This is a genomic window from Pseudomonas sp. BIC9C (assembly GCF_034541995.1).
GTDB lineage: Bacteria > Pseudomonadota > Gammaproteobacteria > Pseudomonadales > Pseudomonadaceae > Aquipseudomonas > Aquipseudomonas fluorescens_CC.
Map to the genome: position 1 here is coordinate 982,847 of NZ_JAWDGM010000002.1, position 22,929 is coordinate 1,005,775.

Consider the following 22,929-nt stretch of genomic DNA (forward strand, 5'->3'; position numbering starts at 1 on the left):
CAAATGTGGGAGCAGCTGTCTGCAAGCTGCCCTGATTTTAGCGCTGCACCTGATTCAATTGTGGGAGCGAGCCTGCTCGCGAAGGCGGCCTGACAGCCAGTCTGTCGTTTGTTGACTGTGTACATATCCGTTGCTGCGGTAACGGCGGCTGGTGGTTTCGCCTTTACGGCGAGTCCCTTTGGCAAACGCCCCAAAGGAACCAAAGGTCTCGCCCCTTACGTACGGCCCCTCGCTGAGGCTCGGGGTTCCTTCGCTCCGGTATTCATCCGGGGGCATTGCCCTCCGGTCGGCTTCGCTCGACCTACATGCAATGGGTTCGACTGCGTCGAACGGCGCTGCGCGCCCATCCCCGGATGAACACCTCCGCTCAGCCTGCCGAGGGGGCGGGTGGATCAAGAGCGGCAGGCGAGCTAACGCTCGGCCTGTTGAGTGGTGAGAAGCGTGGGTGTATGCCGATCCGCCTTTGCTCTGCTCTTCTGTGGGAGCGAGCTTGCTCGCGATTGCGGTGGGTCAGAGAAGAAGATGTCGATTGTCACACCGCCTTCGCGAGCAAGCCCGCTCCCACAGTCCTCTCTACCTCAATCGTCGCCTTGCGGCGCAATCATCCGGGTTTTCGGTGAGCCGTTCGAGTTGTGTTGGTAGATCGTCTGCGGCTGCCCCAGGTCATTGAAGAACACCTGGCCGATCCCCGCCGAGTTCCATAGCCGCTCACCGGCTTCGGCGTGTTCCGGGACGTGCGGGACGATGCGCATGCGTCGACGTTTGGTCAGCCAGTTCAGCGGTGAGCGGGGTGAGTACAGCCAGCGGTTGAGGCGGTCGAACCACTCGAGCAGGGTGGCCGGGAATTCATTCTTGATGCCGCTGCTGGTGATCTGCCAGATGCGCGGCCCGGCCTTGCGGTGGCGGATCAGCACTTCGTAGACGAAGGAATAGTGCACATCGCCCGACAGCACTACGTAGTTACCCGGCGTGCGCGAGTGGCGGAAAATGTTCAGGATCACCTGGGCCGCGCCGCGATGGGCCATCCAGTTTTCCGCGTCCACCAGCAGTGGATAACCGCACCAGCTGAATACCCGCTGCACGGTTTCGATCAGTTTGACGCCGAAGATCGGTGCCGGCGAAACGATGATTGCGCTTGGGTGGTCCAGCAGTTCCTGTTGCAGTTCGCTGAGGGCTTCCCAGTCGAGCAGGCCGGAAGGCTGCTTGAGGTTCATCTCGCTGCGCCAGCGCCGGGTGCGGGTGTCGATCACCACCATGGCCGGTGTGGTCGGCAGTACGTAATGCCAGTGCTGAAACTTCAGCAGATCATCGATCAGATCATCCTGGACCCTGCTGTCGAGGTGACGGTCGTGTGCGCCGGCGCTCAAGGCACCAGCCTTTTCCAGCAGGGCACCGAACGCATCCGGATTGTTGCCCCAGCCCTGGCACAACATGTACGCCAGCAGCGCATTGCCGATGATGCGTCGGGAGAACGGATGGCCGTAGGCCGTTTCCTCCCATTGTGCGGAAAGGTTCCAGTCGTCGGTGATGTCGTGGTCGTCGAATATCATCAGCGTCGGCAGGTGCGCCAGTGCCCGCGCGACGTTGCCCAGGCCTGCCTTGAAGGCATCGATGCGCGTCTGTTCAAGGGCGTAGCGCTTGAGTCGTTCCGGCGTCAGCGTCGGCGGCTGGGGCGTGATCTGGGTCCAGGGCGTTGGTGACCAGACCAGCAAATACATGGCCATGACTTCGGCAAACGTCACCAGGTGGTTGTCGGCATTGCTGCTGGTGAAAATGGGCTTGCGTGCGCCACCGAAAAAACGTTCGCGCAGGGTTTCATTGCCTTGCAGTGCCGGCAGCAGATCCGCACGGTGGTAGTAACTGGCCGGATGCTCGTAGAGCCTGGCGCTGTCGCTGACCACGGCGCCCTCGAGGTGTTCCCCGTACAGGCCCAGACGCTCGATCAAGGCGTGAATCGCCCGCAACATCGGCCCCGCGACATCGTCGGCGTAGACCTGATCGCCCGTCATCATCAGCAGTGCCGGGCGGTCCTTGGCGGCGTGTTGCTGCGCCAGCAACCGGTCGACGCACAGCATGCCGTCCGCCGCCGGGTGATGAGGTTTGCGGCAAGAGCCGTGCAGCAACTGATCGACCCGTGCGCGCAGCACGAAGTTCGGGCAACGGGCATCGCCATACAGCAGGTGTGGCGCCCAGTCGGCGATACCTTTTTCCGCGCCATCGATCAGCAGGTCATAGTCGATCGACTTATCGCAGGGCAGGGCGCAATCCAGGTGTATATCGATCAAGTGCACATAGGCATGAACCCCCACCGCAATCACCGTGCATTGCCCGGCATCGAGACGGATATCGCCGACGCCCTGCAAGCGCAAGGTCAGCGCCAGCGCCCGGGAACCCACCAGCCACAGTACCAGCCGCGTGGGCTCAAGACGCCGCAACAGCGGGCCGGCCAGGACCGGCGGCAGGGCTTGGTGATCGTCGGGCAGTGGCAGTGTTTCGGACATCCGGGGGCAAGGCTCTTGGGGCATCGAGGCGGGCGATGATAGCGCAGGTGAGGACCGGACAACCCTTCAGCACCGGCCGCCACCGGAAACAAAAAATGACAAGGCCCCGGATAGCAAGGAGGGAGCTGCCCCGCCTGTCACCAAATGAAAAGCCATTGTCGTCTGATGAGAAGCGTCTCAACAGGCCGCGACCTACAGTCCAATCAGCGCAATTCGATGCAACACGCCCATATTGCAGATTGGAGAATAAGAAAAATGGCCAAAGCCGTACGCTTTTACGAAACCGGTGGTCCCGAAGTTCTACGTTATGAGGACGTCGAAGTCGGCGAACCCGGTCCCGGCCAGGTTCGGCTTCGTCATGTGGCAGTCGGCCTGAACTATGCCGACACCTATTTCCGTAACGGTACCTATGCGATTCCTCTGCCCAACGGCATGGGCGTCGAGGCCTCTGGCGTCGTCCAGGCCGTTGGTGAAGGGGTCACCAACGTCGAGGTCGGCGACCGCGTCACCTACACCGGTTTTCTCAACACCCTCGGCGCCTACAGCACCGAGCGCCTGATCCCGGCCGCGCCACTGATCAAGCTGCCGGAAACCATCAGCTTCGAGACGGCTGCCGCGATGACCATGCGCGGTTTGACGTCTTCGTACCTGATGCGCCGCATCTACGACTTCAAGGCTGGCGACAGCATCCTGCTGCATGCCGCTGCCGGCGGTGTCGGCCTGATCGTTTCGCAGTGGGCCAAACTGCTGGGCTTGAACGTGATTGGCACGGTGTCGACCGAGCAAAAGGCCGAAATCGCCCAGGCTCACGGTTGCGACCATACGATCAATTACAGCCATGAAGACGTCGCCGCTCGCGTTCGCGAATTGACCGACGGTGTGGGCGTCAACGTGGTGTTCGACAGCGTTGGCAAGAACACCTTCATGGGTTCGCTGGATTCGTTGAAACCCCGTGGCCTGATGGTCTGCGTGGGTACCGCATCCGGACCGATCCCGGCGTTCGACCCGGTGATGCTGGCGATGAAAGGTTCGCTGTACCTGACCCGTCCGGCCCTGGCCAACTACATCGCCGACCCGGCCGAAAAAGCCGCGCTGGCCGGTGAACTGTTCGACCACGTCGGCAGCGGCCGGATCAAGATCGAGATCAACCAGCACTACGCCTTGCAGGACGCCGTGCAGGCCCATCGCGACCTTGAATCACGCAAGACCACGGGCTCGTCGATTTTCGTCATTTAAGGAGCGGCCAGCCATGAAAGTCGAACAGTTGACCTGCACCATCGGCGCCGAACTGATCGGCGTCAATCTGGCCGACGCCGTCCATGACGACGGTCTGTTTGCCGAGATTCGTGCCCAGTTGCTCAAGCACCGCGTGGTGTTCCTGCGTGATCAGGACATCACTCGCGCCGAACACGTGGCCTTCGCCCGACGCTTCGGCGAGCTGGAGGATCATCCGGTGGCCGGGAGCGATCCGGATCATCCGGGGCTGGTGCGGATCTACAAGAATCCGGACCAGCCGATGGACCGCTATGAAAACGCCTGGCACACCGACGCCACCTGGCGCGAGGCGCCGCCAATGGGTTGCGTGTTGCGCTGCGTGGAATGCCCGCCGGTCGGCGGTGACACCATGTGGGCCAACATGGTCGAGGCTTACGCGCGTTTGCCGGAAGACGTGAAGGTGAAGATCGCCGACCTGCGTGCCCGCCACAGCATCGAAGCGAGTTTCGGTGCGGCGATGCCGATCGAAAAGCGCCTGGCGCTCAAGGCGATGTACCCGGACGCCGAACACCCGGTGGTGCGCACCCACCCGGAAACCGGCGAGAAGGTGCTGTTCGTCAACGCCTTCACCACCCACCTCAGCAACTACCACACCCCTGAGCGGGTGCGCTTCGGCCAGGACGCCAACCCCGGCGCCAGCGAATTGCTGCGCTACCTGATCAGCCAGGCGTACATCCCCGAGTATCAGGTGCGCTGGCGCTGGAAGCCCAACAGCATCGCCATCTGGGACAACCGCAGTACCCAGCACTACGCCGTCATGGATTACCCGCCGTGCCATCGCAAGATGGAGCGTGCCGGGATCATCGGCGACAAGACGTTCTGATCGAACGCCATCTGCATTCGCACTCGTAGCATTCGCACTCGTAAACACGTCTGCCCGGCACGACCCCGGGTGGACGGGACAATCATAAGAACTGGAGTAGACCATGCAATTCTTCGACGATTCCCTGCACCCGGAAAACATGGAAAAGGTAGTCATCACCGTGGCCCCGTACGGCCCGGAATGGATGCCTGAAGACTTCCCGGAAGACATCCCGCTGACCATGGACGAGCAAGTCCAGAAAGCGGTCGATTGCTATGAAGCCGGCGCCACCGTACTGCACTTGCATGTACGTGAACTGGACGGCAAGGGTTCCAAGCGTCTGTCGAAGTTCAATGAGTTGATCGCCGGTGTGCGTGAAGCGGTGCCGGACATGATCATCCAGGTCGGTGGCTCGATTTCCTTCGCCCCGGAAAGCGATGGTGAAGCCGCCAAGTGGCTGTCCGACGATACCCGCCACATGCTGGCCGAGCTGACGCCGAAACCGGATCAGGTCACGGTGGCGATCAATACCACCCAGATGAACATCATGGAGCTGCTGTATCCGGAATACCTGGAAGGCACTTCCCTGGCCAACCCGCTGGTCCAGGCTGCCTACAGCGAAATGACCGTGCCAGCAGGTCCCGCCTGGGTCGCCGAGCACCTCAAGCGCCTGATGGACAACGGCATCCAGCCGCACTTCCAGTTGACCGGCATGCATGCCCTGGAAACCCTCGAGCGCCTGGTGCGCAGGGGCATCTACAAGGGCCCGCTGAACCTGACCTGGATCGGTATCGGTGGCGGTTTCGACGGCCCGAACCCGTTCAACTTCTTCAACTTCATCCACCGCGCGCCGGACGGTTGCACCCTGACCTCCGAGTCGCTGCTCAAGAACGTGATGCCGTTCAACACCATGTCGATGGCCATGGGCATGCACCCGCGTGTGGGCAACGAAGACACTATCATTGATCACAAGGGCGATCGCTTCGGCTCGGTGGCGCAGATCCAGCAAACCGTACGCATTGCCCACGAACTGGGGCGCGAAATCGCTACCGGCAAAGAAGCTCGCGAGATCTACCGCATTGGCGTGCAGTACGAAACCATCGAGCAAACGCTGTTGGCCAACGGCATGGCCCCCAACCGCAAGGCTGGGCAGAAAGGCGTGCCGCAACGCGGCTGACCGAGCAGGTGCGCGAGAGGCCGTGACCTCCCGCGCACCGAGCTGCAACACGCTTGATAACAAAAATAAATAAAAGCTTTGAGGAGGCTGCATGGCCTTTCACCCAATCGCCGCTGGCGATGACGACACTGGTAGTGTCGGCGTTGCGCGCCAATATGCCTGGATCGTCTTTGCACTGACGTTCGGCCTGTTGATTTCCGATTACATGTCGCGTCAGGTACTGAACGCAGTGTTCCCGCTGCTCAAGAGCGAGTGGGCGCTGAGCGACGGTCAGCTCGGACTGCTCAGCGGCATCGTCGCATTGATGGTGGGCCTGCTGACATTCCCCCTGTCGTTGATGGCCGACCGCTTCGGCCGGGTCAAGAGCCTGGCGTTGATGGCAATGCTCTGGAGTCTGGCGACTCTGGGCTGCGCGCTGGCCCAAGACTATCAGCAGATGTTTATTGCACGATTCATGGTCGGGGTCGGCGAAGCGGCCTATGGCAGCGTCGGCATCGCCGTGGTGATTTCGGTGTTCCCCAAACACATGCGCGCCACCCTGGCCAGTGCCTTCATGGCCGGCGGGATGTTCGGCTCGGTGCTGGGCATGGCCTTGGGCGGCGCCATCGCGGCCAAGCTGGGCTGGCGCTGGTCGTTCGCCGGCATGTCGCTGTTTGGCCTGGTGCTGGCGCTGCTCTATCCGCTCATCGTCAAGGAGGCACGCATCGCTCCGCAGCGTGCCGCTCAAGTGGCGAACAAGGCCACGACAGCGGTCAAGCGGCCGTTGCGCACGCTATGGTCCAGCCGTTCGGTGGTGGCGACCTACGTCGCCAGCGGCTTGCAGTTGTTCGTTGGCGGTACGGTGATGGTGTGGATTCCCAGCTACCTCAACCGCTACTACGACATGCCCACCGACAAGGCTGGCGGCATGGCGGCGATCATCGTGTTGTGCAGCGGTACGGGAATGATTCTGTGCGGCATGCTCAGCGATCGCCTGTGTCGCCACTCGCCGGAGCGCAAGGTCAGCCTGGCCATCGGATTTTGCCTGGGCAGTTGCCTGCTGTTGTCGGCGGCGTTTGCCTTGCAGGCGGGGCCGGTACAACTGCTGCTGATCTGCCTGGGCATGCTGATTGCCACCGGCACCACCGGCCCGTGCGGCGCGATGGTTGCCAACCTGACCCATTACTCGGTGCACGGTACGGCGTTCGCCACGCTGACCCTGGCCAACAACATGCTGGGGCTGGCACCGGGGCCGTTCATCACCGGTCGGGTGTCGGACCTGATCGGTCTGCATGCCGCGTTTCAACTGGTGCCACTGGTCAGCCTCGCGGCGGCAGCGGTGTTCTTTTATGCCAAGTGTCATTACCACAGAGATATTGCCCGCCTTCAGGGTCAGCGCGTGTCTGACCCCGTCAGTGAAGCCGGGCTAGAGGTGAAGTTGTGAGTCGTCGTTTACGTATTGATGTGTTTTTCGATTTTATCTGCCCCTGGTGCCTGATCGGCAAACGCCAACTGGAGCATGCGCAGGTCCAGTTTCGCAGTCGCCACCCGGATGTGCAGATCACCACGGTGTGGCATGGCGTGCAGTTGTTGCCTCAGTTGCCGGTACAAGGTGAGCCCTTCGCCGATTTCTATCGCAAGCGTCTGGGCAACGCTGACGCCGTGACCATGCGCCAGAGCCAGGTACAGCAGGCTGCCAGGGCAGTCGGACTGACCATCGACCTCAGCCGCATCGAGACCATGCCCAACACCGCAGACGCTCATCGTCTGTTCGAGCGTGCCAGTGAACTGGGCAATGCGGCTCAGCGTGAAATGTTGCTCGAACGCCTGTTCGCCGCGTATTTCCTGAGACGCGAAAACCTCGGTTGCCGTGAGACCTTGCTCGCCATTGCCCGCTCCTGTGGCGTCGATACGGACGGGGTGCTCGATTGCCTGAAGGGCGACGCCACGCCATTTGAAGGGTCCCCCGACGCGACCAGTGGCGTGCCGAGCTTCCAGTTCGACCGCCGCGTGACAGTGATCGGTGCGCAACCTGCTGAGGCGCTGCTCGCGGCGATGAACGAAGCCCTCAAGGAAAGTGATCGCGAGCGGCAACCGGCATGACCCGGCGCATTCCCGTACCTGCCGGCAAACACCCGCAGGCCGGTGGCCGGGCGCTGTTCGAATTCGAAGACAAAAGCCTGGCGTTGTTCAACGTCGGCGGGCAGTTGTTTGCCATCGACGACAGTTGCCCGCACCAGGGCGCGTCGCTGTGTGGCGGCCGCCTTGAGGGCCGAGTGATCCAGTGTTGTGCCCATGGCCTGCGCTTCGATTTGCACAGCGGCTACCTGCTTAATTCCAAAGCCGTAAAAGTCACGAGCTACCCGGTCGAGATCATCGACGACCAGGCGTTCATCGTCATCGTTTCCGAGGAGACCGCGCCATGAGCGCCATTGCTCTCACCCGAATCCACAGTCGCACGCGCGAACTGGCACCGGGGTTTATCGTCAGTCTGATCGTGGCGGCCGCCGCGTCGTTCCTGTCCGAGCACTACGGTGCGCCGGTCATGCTGTTCGCCTTGCTGCTGGGCATGGCCCTGAATTTTCTCGCCGATGACGGCCCGTGCAAGGCCGGTATCGAGTTCACCGCCCGCACGGTGCTGCGCATTGGCGTGGCGCTGCTGGGCATGCGCATCACCCTGGAGCAAATGGCGGCGCTGGGCTGGAAGCCGATAGCGCTGGTGGTGATTCTGGTGGTGGTGACCATCAGTGTCTCGGTGGTCGCGGCCAAGGCCCTGGGTTTCCAGCGCCTGTTCGGCATGCTGACCGGTGGCGCGACGGCCATCTGCGGCGCCTCGGCGGCACTGGCCCTGGCGGCGGCGCTGCCGAACCATCCGCAGAAAGAACGCGCCACATTGTTCACGGTGATCGGCGTCTCGGCGCTGTCCACGCTGGCGATGATCGTCTACCCGATGATCGCCAACTGGCTGGAATTGTCGCCGCAGGTGGCGGGGTATTCCTCGGCGCCACGATCCACGACGTGGCCCAGGTGGTCGGCGCCGGCTACAGCATGTCGACCGAGACCGGCGACACGGCCACGGTGGTCAAGCTGATGCGCGTTGCCATGCTGCTGCCGGTGATCGTCACCGCCGCGATGATCACCCGCATGCAAGGCGACGACCCGACCGGCAAGCGCCCACCGCTGTTGCCGTGGTTCGCCGTCGGTTTTCTGATCCTGGCCTGCATCAACAGCACCGGATGGGTGACGCCTGCGGTGCAAGGATCGGTCAACGAACTGTCGCGCTGGTGCCTGGTGATTTCCATCAGCGCCCTGGGCATGAAGACCCGGCTCAAGGAGCTGGCGGCGGTCGGGATCAAGCCGATTCTGCTGATGGTGGGGGAGACGGTGTTCCTGGTTGTGCTGGTGCTGTTGTTGCTGCGCTGGGGGCTCTGAACGCGTCACCACCCATGGTGTTATGGCAGGGCTGCACGGCGTTGACTCCTCATGCCGTGGGGCTCTCGACCGGTGTCACAAACACCGGTTTTTCGCGGCGACTGTACCAGCAGTCGCCGTTTTTTTTGCCCGGTCGACTCAGGGCTCTTTCGGGCCTGCGACAGGTTTTGTGCTCGATTGCCTTTGTGCCCGCCACGTCGCCGGCGGCATGCCGAACTGGCTGATGAACCAGCGGGTAAACGAGCTCGCCATCGAGTAGCCGAGCATGTCGGCGATGCGGCTGAGCGCGTAGTTCGGGTTGTCCAGGTAGCGCAGCACCAGGTCGCGGCGCACGTCGTTGATCACGTCGTTGAAGGCGCAGCCGTCGTCCTTGAGGCGGCGTTGCAGGGTGCGCACGTTCATGCCCTGGCTCTGGGCGACCTGTTCGATGGTGGCGCGCCCCATGGGCAGCAGCAGGTAGATGGCCTTGCGCACCTCGAACAGCATCGAGGCCCCTTCGTGGTTCTGCAGCGAATCGAGGTAACTCTGGGCGTAACGGGCCATGGCCGGGTCGGCGTTGGGGTTGGTCATGTCGAGGCTGATGTCGGGGCAGACGATGCCGTTGAACTCGCTGCCGAACTCCAGGTTGCAGCCGAACAGCCGACGATGCAGGTGCAGGGTCTCCGGTGGCTGGTGCATGAAGTTGACGCTGTAGGGGTGCCAGTGTGAGCCGAGCAGGGCCGAGCACAGACGGAACATCACGCCGATGGCCAGCTCCGTGGCCTGACGGCTGGCCATTGGCGTTTCGGTGACCACCTCTTCGCGAATGATCACCATCTTGCCGGCCTCTTCAATGAAGATGGCCAGCGAATCGTTCATCAGGTGCCGGTAATTGACCACAACCTGCAAGGCGTCGCGCAGGGTGCGCTGGTGGCTGAGCAGCAGGCTGACCACGCCGAAGTCCGAGAGCTGGCGCGACTCGGCCATGCTCAGGCCGAAGGTCTGGCAACCGCTGGCGGTGGCGGAATCTTCCAGCAGGCGCACCGCGGCATCGATGGGGATGCGGGTTTCAGGCGCTTGCAATTGGGCTCTGCTCAGGCCGACGCCTGCCATGACATCTCGCGGGTTGAAACCCAGGTACTGGGTGACCTCCAGGTAGTTGGTCAAGACGGCGGCGCGGACAAGCTTGGGCATGCGAAGGTCTTCCCTGGGCCGATGGCGATTGGCGTGAGCGTGGCGACTATATCCAGCGTATCAACAGTTGAACAGTTGTCATGTCGTCGATGATTCTCATGCTGGCCGGTCACGCACTCTCTGCGTTGGCTGATGCAATCGTCCCTCACCCGTTGATTACAGTGACCCTGCGCCAACCTGCGGCACTTTTCGACCAGCGGTCGCGCTGTCCTGCTGTCCGACAATCTGTCATCAAAAGAAAAGTGCCTGACGTCCAATGTAAAGCGCTTCGGGTGGTCGCTCTTTAATGTCGACCCTACAAAAAGCCCCTGGCGAAAACAGCCAGTCGAGTTATCGAGAAAGCGAAGGTGTTGACCGTGGACAAACTGCAAACTGCCGCCACCGTTCTGATCGTTCCGGGTCTGCGCGAGCACGTGGCCGAACATTGGCAAACGTTGTTGCAAGCCAGATTGAGCAAGGTGCGCAGTGTCCCGCCGCTGGAGACCGACAAGCTCGACTGCATGGCCCGTGTCCGGGCGATTCAACACGAACTCGAACAGATCGACGGCCCCGTGATTCTGGTGGCCCACAGCGCCGGCGTGCTGATGGTCGCGCACTGGGCGGCGCATTACAGCCATCCGGTCAAGGGCGCCTTGCTGGCCGCGCCACCGGACCTCGATGCGGTCTGGCCGGCAAACTATCCCTCTTCCGAAACCCTGCGTAGCCAGGGCTGGAATCCTCTGCCCCAGGGCCCGCTGCCATTTCGCAGCATCGTGGCCGGCAGCACCAACGATCACCTCGCCAGCCTTGCTGCGGTCACCCGCATGGCAGAAGGCTGGGGCGCCGAATTGCTCAATCTGGGCGATGTCGGCCATCTCAATCCGGCCGCAGGATTTGGCCATTGGCAGCAAGCCGAGGCACTCATTCTGGAGCTGGACCGCTAGTACAAGGAGCTGGACTGGCAGTACGCCAACCGGCATTTGCCCTCATTCCTTAAACGCAAACCCATAGAGGATTGCGCGAGGGCGGCTGCGCTTAAAACAAATACAAAAAGGCGGAGACAACGCAATGCACAACAATAAGAGTCACGGCTTCACCGCTGCACGCTACACCTTGCTGGCTTCGGCCATTCTGGCCGTCATTGCGCCTGCTGCCCACGGGGTCGAGATCGATCTGGGCAACGCGGACTGGACTGCGCGCCTGGATAACACTGTCAAGTACAACTACGGCGTGCGTACCGAAAGCGCCGACAAACGCATGTTGGGAACGCCGAACAACAACGACGGCGACTACAACTTCCGCAAGGCCGGTACCAACATCACCAACCGTATCGACCTGTTGACCGAAATGGATGTGGTCTACAAGAATTCCATGGGCTTTCGCGTCAGCGCCGCCAGCTGGTACGACAAGGCCTATGACAACACCGGCTCCAACTCCAACCCGTTCGTCAACGGCAATGGATCGACGTCAGGCCTGATCGCCAACGACCCGCGCCTGGCAGCGGTCACCCATGACAACGTCGGCAATGGCAGCCCGCACTTGAGCAACTATGCCCAGCGCTACTACAGCGGTCCTTCGGGCGAAATCCTCGATGCCTTCGTGTTCTACAGCACCGAAGTGGGCGAGGAGTCGATGTTCAGCGCCAAGGCCGGCCAGCACAACGTGTTCTGGGGCGAGACCATTCTCAACCCGGTGCACTCGGTCAGCTACGGCCAGTCCGGCCTCGACCTGGCCAAGCTTGCCGCGTCGCCGGGCACCGAAGCCAAGGAGCTGTTCGTCCCGCGCAACCAGTTGTCGATGACGTTCACCGTCAATCCGGAATTGACCGTGGGTGCCCAGTACTTCCTCGATTGGGACGCCGCGCGTCTGCCGGAAGCCGGTACTTACTACGGTGGTTCCGATCTGATCGGCTATGGTGCGCAGTCGTTCCTGCTCGGCAACACCAACGCCAAGGTGCCTGGCAGCCCGCTGGGTTGCGGCCTGGCGCCGTGCAACGCGTTGACCAACGTGCGTCGCGGGCATGACCTGACACCGGGCAGCAGCGGCGACTGGGGCATCATGGCCAAGTGGTCGCCGGCCTGGCTGGATGGCACCCTCGGTGTCTATTACCGCGAGACTTCGGAAATCCTGCCGCAAGCCTGGCTGGATGCCAGGGGCATTACCTCGGCCAACCCCAACGGCACCCGGCCGGCAGGGCAAGTGCCGGCGGTGGTCAACACCCTCAACTCGCTGGACACCGCCACCTATCAACTGGCCTATGCCGACAACATCAAGATCTTTGGCCTGAGCCTGTCCAAGGACGTGGGCGGGATCAGTGTCGGTTCGGACCTGAACATCCGTCACAACATGCCGCTGGCCAGTATTCCGGCGATTGTCAGCAGCACCAGCCCGCTGGGCCTGGGCAAAGGCCTGGGCCTGTTGCCGGCGCGTACGGATGCCACGGGTGTGATCTACGACACCCCGCACCGCGGCGACAGCATGAGCGCCACTGGCGACACCTTGCACTGGACGCTCAACGGCCTGATGACCCTGCCGAAAACCCCGGTGTTCGATCAGGCAACCGTGCTTGCCGAGCTGTACTACAGCAACCTGCTCAAGCTCGATAGCAAGAACGAGGCGCTCTACAAAGGCAAGGACAGCTATCGCGGCATCGACGCGCCGACCCGGGACAACTGGGGCATCGCGGTCAACTTCACACCGACCTGGTACCAGGTGTTTCCCGGTGTCGATCTCAACGCACCGATGTCGGTCAACGTCGGTATCGCCGGCGTGTCGCCGGTCTCCGGTGGTGGCGCCAAGGACACCGGCAACTATGCCGTGGGCGTCGGTGCCGTTGTGTACAACAAATACTTTGTCGACCTGAAGTACGTGGACTCCTTCGGCCAGACCAAAAAGTGTGACGTCAGCGGAGTGAGCACCGGCCCGACCGGCGGTGACGGCTCCACGCCGAACGCCTTCAGCGGCAACGAAAACTACGCCTGTTTCGCCGGTGGCTACTCGTCCTTCTCGGGCGGTGGTGCCACGACCGAGGACCGTGGCGCCGTGTACCTGACGATGAAAACAACCTTTTGATGCACCACTGATTTGCTCAACGCAAGCAGGAGAATAACAAGATGAAATTCGCACAAACCGTGTTGGCCGTTTCGCTGGCCATGGTCCTTGCCGCCCAGGCACAGGCCGCTGTTTCAACCCAGGAAGCTGCCAGACTGGGCACCAGCCTGACCCTGGTAGGCGCTGAAAAAGCCGGCAACGCCGATGGTTCCATCCCTGCCTACAACGGTGGCCTGACCACACCGCCGGCCAGTTTTAAATCCGGCGACAGCATGCGCCCGGATCCGTTTGCCAGCGAAAAACCGCTGGTGGTGATCGACGGCAAGAACGTCGATCAGTACAAGAGCCTGCTCACGGCCACCACCGTTGAACTGGCCAAGCGCTTCCCGACTTTCCATGTCGACGTTTACCCGACCCACCGCACCGTTTCGCTGCCCCAGGCCATTCTGGATAACGGCGTGAAGAACGCCAGCGGCGCCAAGTCCCTGGAAGGTGGCCTGGCCATCGACAACGTCCTGCCGGGCGTGCCGTTCCCGATTCCACAATCGGGCAACGAAGCGATGTGGAACTTCCTGCTGCGTTACCAGGGTGTGAGCATCAACTCCAAGTACGACTCGTGGAACGTCGACTCCGCCGGTGTGCCGAGCCTGGCCACCACCGGGCAGGCGTTCATTTCCTACCCGATCTACGAAAACCTCGCGCAGCCGATCAGCAGCGCCGACGTGTACTACCAGATGAAGCTGTCGTACACCGGCCCTGCGCGTCGGGCCGGCGAAGCGGTGATGCTCAAGGACGCTGCCAACCCGTTGCAGCAGCCACGTCGCGCCTGGCAATACCTGCCGGGCCAGCGTCGGGTGAAACTGGCGCCGAACCTGGCGTACGACACGCCTAACCCTGGCACCGCCGGCGCGGGTACCTACGATGACGTGTTCGTGTTCAACGGTGCGCTGGACCGCTACGACTGGAAGCTGGTGGGCAAGCAGGAAATGATCGTGCCCTACAACACCTACAAGCTGACCTACGTCCAGGATCCGAAGTCGCTGACCACCGCCAACCACCTGGCACCGGACTTCGTGCGTTGGGAAAAACACCGCGTGTGGGTCGTCGAAGGCAACCTCAAGGCCGGTGCCCGTCACATCTACGCCAAGCGCCGCTTCTACCTCGACGAAGACAGCTGGACCGCTCTGGCCTCGGATCAATATGACGCCCGTGGTCAGCTCTATCGCGGCTCCTTCGCCTTCCTGAGCCAGAGCTACGACAAGCAGGTGCCGGATTCGACGCCCTTCATGATCTACGACCTGGTGGGTGGCTCGTACAACATCAACGGCGTAGTCGGCCCGTATGGCGGCATCAAGTACATAGACCCGCTCTCCAAGGCGCAGTGGTCGTCGGAATCCCTGGCCGGCAGCGGCATTCGCTAAGCCAACCGTGTTGTAGGAGCGAGCCTGCTCGCGATGGACCAGAGGGCGACGCGGGCATCCAGAAAGCACGCGTAATCGTTAACGACCATCGCGAGCAAGCTCGCTCCTACAACGGCATGACCGGCTCGTCAGGTACACGGATGTGTGTCCCGGCGTGGTTTTCCGAAGAGGACGCAGTATGTGTTCGTATAAAAATAATAGGTTGCGGCTGGCGTTCGGCGTTGTGCTCTGCCTGTCGCAGGGCGTCACCCACGCGGCCGAGTACGTCGACGTGCTGGACCTGCCCGCCAGGGTCAGTGCCTTGGCGATCAACAGCCCGTTGTCCGGCATGGCCCGCGCCGGTGAGCGCGTGATTGCCGTCGGCCAGCGTGGCCACATTCTGTTTTCCGATGATGCCGGTAAGCACTGGCAACAAGCGGCGGTGCCGGTCAGTGCAGACCTCACCGCAGTGAATTTTCCGACCACCACCCAGGGCTGGGCGGTGGGTAATGACGGCGTGGTGCTGCACAGCAGCGACGCCGGTGCGACCTGGCAAAAGCAGCTCGACGGTCGCCAGATCGGCGCCTTGCTGGTCAAGCATTACACGGCGCTGGCCAGCGCCGAACCGGGTAATGAGCAATGGCCGCTGCTGGTCACCGAGGGCCATAAGCTAGCCGAACAGGGCGCGGACAAACCGTTGCTCGACGTCTGGTTCGCCAACGAAAAACTGGGTTATGTGGTCGGTGTGTTCAACCTGATTTTGCGCACCGAGGACGGTGGCCAGACCTGGACCCCGTTCCAGGATCGCACCGACAACCCGCAGGGCTTTCACCTCAACGCCATCGCCTCCACCGGTGACGGTTTGTATATCGCCGGCGAGCAGGGCCTGTTGCTCAAATGGGATGACAACAGCCAACGCTTCGCCACCGTGCCGACGCCTTATCAAGGCAGCTTCTTCGGCGTGCTCGGCAAGCCCGGCGAGGTGCTGGTCTACGGCCTGCGCGGCAACGTGCTGCGCAGCGCCGACGGCGGCCAGAGCTGGACCGCACTGGACACAGGCCTGCACGTCAGCATCACCGCGGGCCTGATCGATGCCCGTGGCAATTATCGCTTGTTCACCCAGGGCGGGCAGATGCTGGTCAGCCAGGGGACGGGCGCGCAGTTGCATCTGGTGCAGCAACCGGCACCGACGCCGGTCGCCGGCGCCACCCAGTCCGCCGATGGCGCCCTGGTGCTGGCCGGCAGCCGTGGTGCCCGGACGCTGTCCGCCGACCCAGCCCTCGAACCCTAAGAGCGAGAACCCAGACATGGGCAATATCAAACAAGACGCCATGCCGGTGATCCGCGATGTGCGTGATTTCGACCAGCGCTCCGGCAACCTCCTCGAGCGACTGGTGTTCAACTTCCGCCCGCTTTTCATGCTGCTGATGGCGCTGGTCACCGTGGTGCTGGGCTTCATGGCCGTGACTCGCCTGGAGTTGCGCCCAAGCTTCGAAAAAATGATTCCGCAGAGCCAGCCGTACATCCAGAACTTCCTGGAAAACCGCGCTTCGCTGCGCGGCTTGGGCAACTCGGTGCGGGTGGTGGTCGAGAACACGAAGGGCGATATTTTCGACCCCGAATACCTCGACGTACTCAAACAGGTCAACGACCAACTGTTCCTCACCGAAGGCGTCGACCGTGCGTGGATGAAGTCGCTGTGGAGCCCGGCCGTGCGCTGGACCGAAGTCACCGAGGACGGTTTCCAGGGTGGCCCGGTGATGCCCGACACCTATTCAGGCCAGCCTGAACAGATCGAACAGCTGCGCCAGAACATCTCCCGCGCCGGCATTGTCGGCAGCCTGGTGGCCAGCGACTTCAAGTCGACCATGCTGATCGTGCCGCTGCTGGACAAAGCCGCCGCCGGTGGACAGCGCATCAATTACCACGCGTTCTCGCAGATGCTCGAAGAGCAGTTGCGCGACAAGATCGAATACGCCGGCGACAGCGCTGCGCGTAAATCCGGGGTAGAAGGCAGCGGTCAGTACAAGGTGCGGGTGATCGGTTTCGCCAAATTGATGGGTGACCTGATCGACGGCCTGATTCAGGTGATGATGTTCTTCGGTCTGGCGGTCGTCACTTCGCTGGTCATCATCTACGCCTATACCCGTTGCGTGCGCAGCACCCTGCTGGTGGTCGGCTGCTCGCTGATCGCGGTGGTCTGGCAACTGGGCATCGTCGCCTGGCTCGGTTACGCCATCGATCCGTACTCGGTGCTGGTGCCGTTCCTGATCTTCGCCATCGGCGTATCCCACGCCGCGCAGAAGATGAACGGCATCATGCAGGACATCGCCCGTGGCACCCACAAGCTGATCGCCGCGCGTTACACCTTCCGCCGTCTGTTCATTGCCGGCGTCACCGCATTGCTGGCCGATGCCGTGGGCTTTGCGGTGCTGATGCTGATCGATATTCCGGTGATCCAGGACCTGGCGATCACCGCCAGCATCGGCGTCGCGGTGCTGATCTTCACCTCGCTGTTGCTGATGCCGGTGGCGCTGTCCTATGTCGGCGTCGGTGCCAAGGCCGCCGAGCGTGCGCTGAAAATCGACACTCGCGCCGAGCACCACAAGGGCTTCGGCAAACTCTGGGATCTGCTCGACCGCTTCACCACCGCCAAGTGGGCCACGGGCGCGGTTCTGGTCGCGGTGTTGATGGGTGTCGGCGGTTACATGGTCAGCCTGAATCTGAAGATCGGCGACCTGGAAAGCGGTGCGCCGGAGCTGCGCGCCGACTCGCGTTACAACCGCGACAACGCCTACATCACCCAGCATTACGCGCTGTCCAGCGACTTGTTCGCGGTGATGATCAAGACGGCGCCGGAAGGCTGCCTGAACTACAAGACCCTGGTGCTCGCCGACCGCCTGGCGTGGGAGCTGCAACAGTACCCGGGCGTGCAGGCGACGGCTTCGCTGGTCAACGCGGTGCGGCAGATCACCGCCGGCACCTACGAAGGCAACCCCAAGCTAAACAGCATCCAGCGCAACCAGGACGTGCTGAACTACGCGGCGCAACAAGCCTCGGTCAACTCGCCGGAACTGTTCAACACCGACTGCTCGTTGATGCCGGTGATCACCTTCCTCAAGGATCACAAGGCTGAAACCCTGGACGCGGTGGTGGCGATTGCCGACAAGTTCGCCAGGGAAAACAGCACTGAAGATCGCCAGTTTCTGCTCGCCGCCGGCACTGCCGGGATCGAGGCGGCGACCAACATCGTGGTGCGCGAAGCCAACCGCACCATGCTGCTGTACGTGTATGCGGCGGTGACGCTGTTCTGCCTGATCACCTTCCGCAGCTGGCGCGCCACGCTGGTGGCGCTGTTGCCGCTGGTGCTGACCTCGATCCTCTGCGAAGCCTTGATGGTGGCCATGGGCATCGGCGTGAAAGTCGCGACCCTGCCGGTGATCGCCCTCGGGGTGGGCATCGGCGTGGACTACGCCTTGTACCTGCTCAGCGTGCAACTGCACTTCCAGCGCCAGGGCTTGCCGCTGTCCCAGGCCTACCGCAACGCCGTGTCCTTCACCGGCCGGGTGGTCGGGCTGGTGGGCATCACCCTCGCGGCCGGCGTGGTGTGCTGGGTCTGGTCGCCGATCAAGTTCCAGGCCGACATGGGCATCCTGCTGACCTTCATGTTCCTGTGGAACATGCTCGGCGCGCTGATCCTGATTCCGGCCCTGTCCTGGTTTTTGCTGCGCGAACGGGCACCGCTGCCCGGTTCTGTGGCGGCAGCCGAAAACCCTGAATCCATTGAACGTCACGGCATGCCCCATGCCCTGACCACTTCCGAGTAAGCCAAGATGTCTGATTACAAAGCTCCCCTGCGCGACATGCGCTTCGTACTCAACGAGGTTTTCCAGGTATCCCGGCTCTGGGCCAAGTTGCCCGGCCTGGCCGATGTGATCGATGAAGAAACCGCCGCCGCCATCCTCGAAGAGGCCGGCAAGATCAGCGGCGAAGTGATCGCGCCCTTGAACCGCGCCAGCGACGAACAGGGCTGCACCTGGAGCAATGGCTCGGTCACCGCCCCGGACGGTTTTGCCCAGGCGTATCAAGCCTTCGCCGAGGGCGGTTGGGTCGGGGTTGGCGGTGATCCGCAGTACGGTGGTATGGGCATGCCCAAGGCCATTTCCGCGCAGGTCGAAGAGATGGTCAATTCGGCCAGCCTGTCGTTCGGCCTGTACCCGATGCTGACCGCCGGCGCGTGCCTGTCGATCAAGGCCCACGCCAGCGAAGAGCTGAAAGCGGCGTACCTGCCGAACATGTACGCCGGCACCTGGACCGGTTCGATGTGCCTGACCGAAGCCCACGCCGGCACCGACCTGGGCCTGATTCGCACCCGCGCCGAGCCGCAGGCCGACGGCAGCTACAAGGTCAGTGGCAGCAAGATCTTCATCACCGGCGGCGACCACGACCTGACCGAGAACATCATCCATCTGGTACTGGCGCGACTGCCGGATGCACCGGCGGGGCCCAAAGGCATCTCGCTGTTCCTGGTGCCCAAGGTGCTGGTCAACGCCGACGGTTCGCTGGGTGAAAACAATGCGCTGTCCTGCGGCTCCATCGAACACAAGATGGGCATCAAGGCCTCCGCCACCTGCGTGATGAACTTCGATGGCGCCACGGGCTGGATCGTCGACGCACCGAACAAGGGCCTGGCGGCGATGTTCACCATGATGAACTACGAGCGACTGGGCGTGGGCATCCAGGGATTGGCGCAGGGTGAGCGTTCGTACCAGAACGCCGTCGCCTACGCCCGCGACCGTCTGCAAAGCCGTGCGCCGACCGGTGCGCAATTCAAGGACAAGGCCGCCGACCCGATCATCGTGCACCCGGACGTGCGCCGCATGCTGTTGACCATGAAAGCCTTGAACGAAGGCGGCCGTGCGTTCTCCAGCTACGTGGCCCTGCAACTGGACATCGCCAAGTACAGCGAAGACGCCGCCTCCCGCACCCGCGCTCAGGAACTGGTATCGCTGTTGACCCCGGTAGCGAAGGCCTTTCTCACCGACATGGGCCTGAGACGACCATTCACGGCCAGCAGATCTTTGGCGGCCACGGCTACATCCGCGAATGGGGCCAGGAGCAACTGGTGCGCGACGTGCGCATCACCCAGATCTACGAAGGCACCAACGGCATCCAGTCCCTGGACCTGGTCGGGCGCAAGATCGTCGGCAGCGGCGGGGCGCTCTACCGCCTGTTCGCTTCGGAGATCCGCAACTTTACCGCCAATGCCTGCGCCGACCTCGGCGAGTTCACCAAACCGTTGAATGCCGCCGTGGATACCCTCGACGAGCTGACCGCTTGGCTGCTGGACCGTGCCCGGAACAACCCGAATGAAATCGGCGCGGCCTCGGTCGAGTACCTGCACGTGTTTGGCTACACCGCGTATGCCTACATGTGGGCGCGCATGGCCAAGGCCGTCATGAGCTCGCACGTCGAGGATGATTTCTATACCAGCAAACTGGCGACCGCGCGCTTCTACTTCGCCCGCTTGCTGCCGCGTATCCACTCGTTGAGCGCATCGGCCAAGGCCGGCAGCGACTGCCTCTACGAGCTGCAAGCCGACCAGTTCTGATCTAAAGGACAAGGAACCTTAATCATGATGGCGACAAAAATAATCCCGCCCGCCGACGGCGCCTATGCCTACCCCTTGCTGATCAAGCAATTGCTGCTGTCCGGCGTGCGCTATGAGCCGGGCCGGGAAATCGTCTACGCCGACAAGCTGCGCTACAGCTACCAGACACTCAACCAGCGCATCCGCCGACTGGCCAATGCGCTGACCGCCGCCGGGGTCAAGGCCGGTGACACGGTGGCCCTGCTCGACTGGGACAGCCACCGCTACCTGGAATGCTTCTTTGCCGTGCCGATGATCGGCGCGGTGCTGCACACGGTGAACATTCGCCTGTCGCCGGAGCAGGTGTTGTTCACCATGAACCACGCCGAGGATGACCTGGTGCTGGTGCATGATGATTTCCTGCCGCTGGTCGAGCAGATCCACGGTCGGCTGGAAACCGTAAAAGGCTACCTGCAACTCACCGATGACGAGGCGACCACGACCTCGCTGCCGGTGTTGGGCGAGTACGAGCACCTGCTGTCCCTGGCCTCGGACCAGTACGACTTCCCCGATTTCGACGAGAACTCGGTGGCCACGCTGTTCTACACCACCGGCACCACTGGCGACCCGAAAGGCGTGTACTTCAGCCATCGCCAGCTGGTCCTGCACACCCTGAACGCCGTCGGCACCCTGGGCGTCTATCAGGGCCAGCCGTTGCTGCGCTCCGACGATGTGTACATGCCCATCACGCCGATGTTCCACGTGCATGCCTGGGGCGTGCCGTATGTCGCGACCCTGATGGGCATCAAGCAGGTGTATCCGGGCCGCTACGAGCCCAACAGTCTGGTGCGGCTGTACCGCGAAGAGAAGGTGACCTTCTCCCACTGCGTGCCGACCATCCTGCAGATGATCCTCAACTGTGAGGAAGGCAAGGCGACCCGTTTCGACGGCTGGAAAATGCTCCTGGGCGGCAGTGCGCTGACCCTCGGCATCGCCAGCGAAGCCAGCGCCAAAGGCATGGTGGTGCATGCCGGCTACGGCATGTCCGAAACCTGCCCGTTGCTGTGCTTGACGTACCTGCGCGACGAAGACCTCAAGCTGTCCGCCGACGCGCAGCTGCCGATCCGCATCAAGACCGGCACGCCGGTGCCGATGGTCGACCTGAAAATCATCGACGCCGACGGCAATGACGTGGCCCACGACGGCGAGTCCCTGGGGGAGATCGTGGTGCGCGCGCCGTGGCTGACCCAGGGCTATCTCAAAGCCCCGGACAAAGGTGCGGAGCTGTGGCACAACGGCTGGTTGCACACCGGTGACATGGCCTCCATCGACAAGCTCGGTGGCGTGGAAATCAAGGACCGCATCAAGGACGTGATCAAGACCGGTGGCGAGTGGATCAGCTCCCTGGAACTGGAAAGCCTGATCAGCGAACACCCGGGCGTCATGTCCGTCGCGGTGGTGGGTATTGTCGATGAGCAATGGGGCGAACGGCCCATGGCCATGGTCGTCAGCGAGCCGGGCCAATACCTGGATCGCAAGATCCTGGAGACGCACCTGCAAGCCTTTGTCGACGGCGGGCGCATCAACAAATGGGCGATCCCCAAGCAGTTCAAGTTCGTCGCCGAAATCCCCAAGACCAGCGTCGGCAAGATCAACAAGAAGCTGATTCGGGAAACTGAAGCGAACTGACACGAACTGACACGAACAATGTAGGAGCGAGCCTGCTCGCGATGGACTCGAGAGCGCCGCGTTTAACCAGTAAACACGCGTAATCGTTAACGACCATCGCGAGCAGGCTCGCTCCTACAAGAATCCACCGGCGCCGGGCGGTTTCTGGATAGTCTCGGTGGTGCCGTCTTTGTCATAGTCCTGCGCACGCCAGCGATATCGCCCCGTTGGTCGCAGTTTTCAGCGCTTGTGCCAAGCTGAACGGGGTATTGAATCGCCGTGCATCCCATTGCCGGTCAGGCAAACCCCAGGAAGCCCACGCCATGAACTTCACCCGTGCAGAAAACGTCCGCAAAGAGTTCTACAAAGCGGTCTGGTTCTATTTCAAAGTGGTGTGGCCGATCTTCTCGATACTGCTGTTAGTGATCGTAGTGTTCGGCCTGATCATCGCCCATCTGGAAGGGTGGAGCCCTGATGACGGTATCTACTTCGCCTTCGTGACGGGCCTGACCATTGGCTACGGCGAACTCGTGCCCAAACTCGGCGCTTCGCGAGTGCTGGCAGTGCTGCTGGGTTTCAACGGCGTACTGCTGACCGCGACATTCGCGGCCATCAGTGTCCGGGCAATTGAAGTGACCGTGACGGCGACACGCAAAGGTGAGGCGTGAGGTGTAGCCAGCATCTACTTTGAACTGACCTCTACACTTGTGAGCGCTGCAAACCCTGTGGGAGCGGCGGTGCGGCGATCCGACTTGCTCGCGATGGCGGCGAAACATTCGACATTTTTGCTGGCTGATACACCGCTATCGCGAGCAAGCTCGCTCCCACAGGGTTCGTGTCGTATACAAGTGTTGTAATCGACGCACAAACCTGTGGGAGCGGGCTTGCCCGCGAAGGGGCCA

15 protein-coding genes and 2 pseudogenes are annotated in these 22,929 nt (G+C 62.3%); 15 read left to right on the plus strand and 2 right to left on the minus strand.

Going from position 1 to position 22,929, the window contains the following annotated elements:
* Positions 1–578: 578 nt before the first annotated feature.
* Complete coding sequence (locus RS887_RS14470; RefSeq protein ID WP_322615886.1) at positions 579–2,501, minus strand: alkaline phosphatase D family protein; 1,923 nt, start codon at positions 2,499–2,501, stop codon at positions 579–581.
* 255 nt (positions 2,502–2,756) lie between these two features.
* Between RS887_RS14470 and RS887_RS14475 the strand changes: the two genes are divergently transcribed.
* The 7 genes and pseudogenes from RS887_RS14475 to RS887_RS14505 all read left to right on the plus strand — a co-directional run bounded on the left by RS887_RS14475 (position 2,757) and on the right by RS887_RS14505 (position 9,166).
* Positions 2,757–3,737 carry a quinone oxidoreductase gene (locus tag RS887_RS14475; RefSeq protein ID WP_322615887.1) on the plus strand — a complete coding sequence of 327 codons (981 nt, stop codon included), beginning with the start codon at positions 2,757–2,759 and terminating at the stop codon, positions 3,735–3,737.
* Positions 3,738–3,750: 13 nt separating this feature from the next.
* Entirely contained in the window at positions 3,751–4,599 is an 849-nt protein-coding gene (locus tag RS887_RS14480; RefSeq protein WP_111281072.1) for a TauD/TfdA dioxygenase family protein, read from the plus strand.
* Positions 4,600–4,702: 103 nt separating this feature from the next.
* Positions 4,703–5,755: a 3-keto-5-aminohexanoate cleavage protein gene (locus RS887_RS14485; protein WP_322615888.1), complete on the plus strand. Its 1,053-nt coding sequence runs from the start codon at positions 4,703–4,705 to the stop codon at positions 5,753–5,755.
* Positions 5,756–5,846: 91 nt separating this feature from the next.
* Positions 5,847–7,178 carry an MFS transporter gene (locus RS887_RS14490; RefSeq protein WP_322615889.1) on the plus strand — a complete coding sequence of 444 codons (1,332 nt, stop codon included), beginning with the start codon at positions 5,847–5,849 and terminating at the stop codon, positions 7,176–7,178.
* On the plus strand, positions 7,175–7,837 hold the full coding sequence (locus RS887_RS14495; RefSeq protein WP_322615890.1) for a DsbA family oxidoreductase: 663 nt from the start codon (positions 7,175–7,177) through the stop codon (positions 7,835–7,837). Before RS887_RS14490 ends, RS887_RS14495 begins: the two co-directional genes overlap by 4 nt.
* On the plus strand, positions 7,834–8,160 hold the full coding sequence (locus RS887_RS14500; protein WP_322615891.1) for a Rieske (2Fe-2S) protein: 327 nt from the start codon (positions 7,834–7,836) through the stop codon (positions 8,158–8,160). Before RS887_RS14495 ends, RS887_RS14500 begins: the two co-directional genes overlap by 4 nt.
* Positions 8,157–9,166, plus strand: a pseudogene (locus tag RS887_RS14505) (YeiH family protein). The gene RS887_RS14500 and the pseudogene RS887_RS14505 overlap by 4 nt, the downstream one beginning before the upstream one ends.
* A 138-nt stretch (positions 9,167–9,304) precedes the next feature.
* Here RS887_RS14505 and RS887_RS14510 read toward each other — a convergent pair.
* The gene (locus tag RS887_RS14510) at positions 9,305–10,339 is read right to left on the minus strand and encodes an AraC family transcriptional regulator (protein ID WP_322615892.1); all 1,035 of its coding nucleotides are present in this window, start codon (positions 10,337–10,339) and stop codon (positions 9,305–9,307) included.
* Positions 10,340–10,695: 356 nt separating this feature from the next.
* Here RS887_RS14510 and RS887_RS14515 point away from each other — a divergent pair, with 356 nt between their 5' ends.
* From RS887_RS14515 to RS887_RS14550, 8 genes and pseudogenes are all read left to right on the plus strand, one after another.
* Complete coding sequence (locus tag RS887_RS14515) at positions 10,696–11,262, plus strand: RBBP9/YdeN family alpha/beta hydrolase (RefSeq protein ID WP_322615893.1); 567 nt, start codon at positions 10,696–10,698, stop codon at positions 11,260–11,262.
* A 124-nt stretch (positions 11,263–11,386) separates the two neighbouring features.
* Positions 11,387–13,390 carry a DUF1302 domain-containing protein gene (locus RS887_RS14520; RefSeq protein WP_322615894.1) on the plus strand — a complete coding sequence of 668 codons (2,004 nt, stop codon included), beginning with the start codon at positions 11,387–11,389 and terminating at the stop codon, positions 13,388–13,390.
* Positions 13,391–13,431: 41 nt separating this feature from the next.
* Positions 13,432–14,790: a DUF1329 domain-containing protein gene (locus tag RS887_RS14525; protein WP_322615895.1), complete on the plus strand. Its 1,359-nt coding sequence runs from the start codon at positions 13,432–13,434 to the stop codon at positions 14,788–14,790.
* A gap of 178 nt (positions 14,791–14,968) precedes the next feature.
* A complete protein-coding gene (locus tag RS887_RS14530; RefSeq protein WP_322615896.1) occupies positions 14,969–16,060 on the plus strand; it encodes a WD40/YVTN/BNR-like repeat-containing protein in 1,092 nt (363 codons plus the stop codon).
* A gap of 16 nt (positions 16,061–16,076) precedes the next feature.
* Positions 16,077–18,596, plus strand: coding sequence for an efflux RND transporter permease subunit (locus RS887_RS14535; RefSeq protein ID WP_322615897.1), 2,520 nt, complete (start codon positions 16,077–16,079; stop codon positions 18,594–18,596).
* Between the two features lie 6 nt (positions 18,597–18,602).
* Positions 18,603–20,380, plus strand: a pseudogene (locus tag RS887_RS14540) (acyl-CoA dehydrogenase C-terminal domain-containing protein).
* A 24-nt stretch (positions 20,381–20,404) separates the two neighbouring features.
* The gene (locus RS887_RS14545) at positions 20,405–22,048 is read left to right on the plus strand and encodes a fatty acid--CoA ligase (RefSeq protein WP_322615898.1); all 1,644 of its coding nucleotides are present in this window, start codon (positions 20,405–20,407) and stop codon (positions 22,046–22,048) included.
* A gap of 302 nt (positions 22,049–22,350) precedes the next feature.
* Positions 22,351–22,695, plus strand: a complete 345-nt coding sequence (locus RS887_RS14550) for a potassium channel family protein (protein ID WP_322615899.1) — start codon at positions 22,351–22,353, stop codon at positions 22,693–22,695.
* The last annotated feature ends 234 nt before the right edge of the window (positions 22,696–22,929 follow it).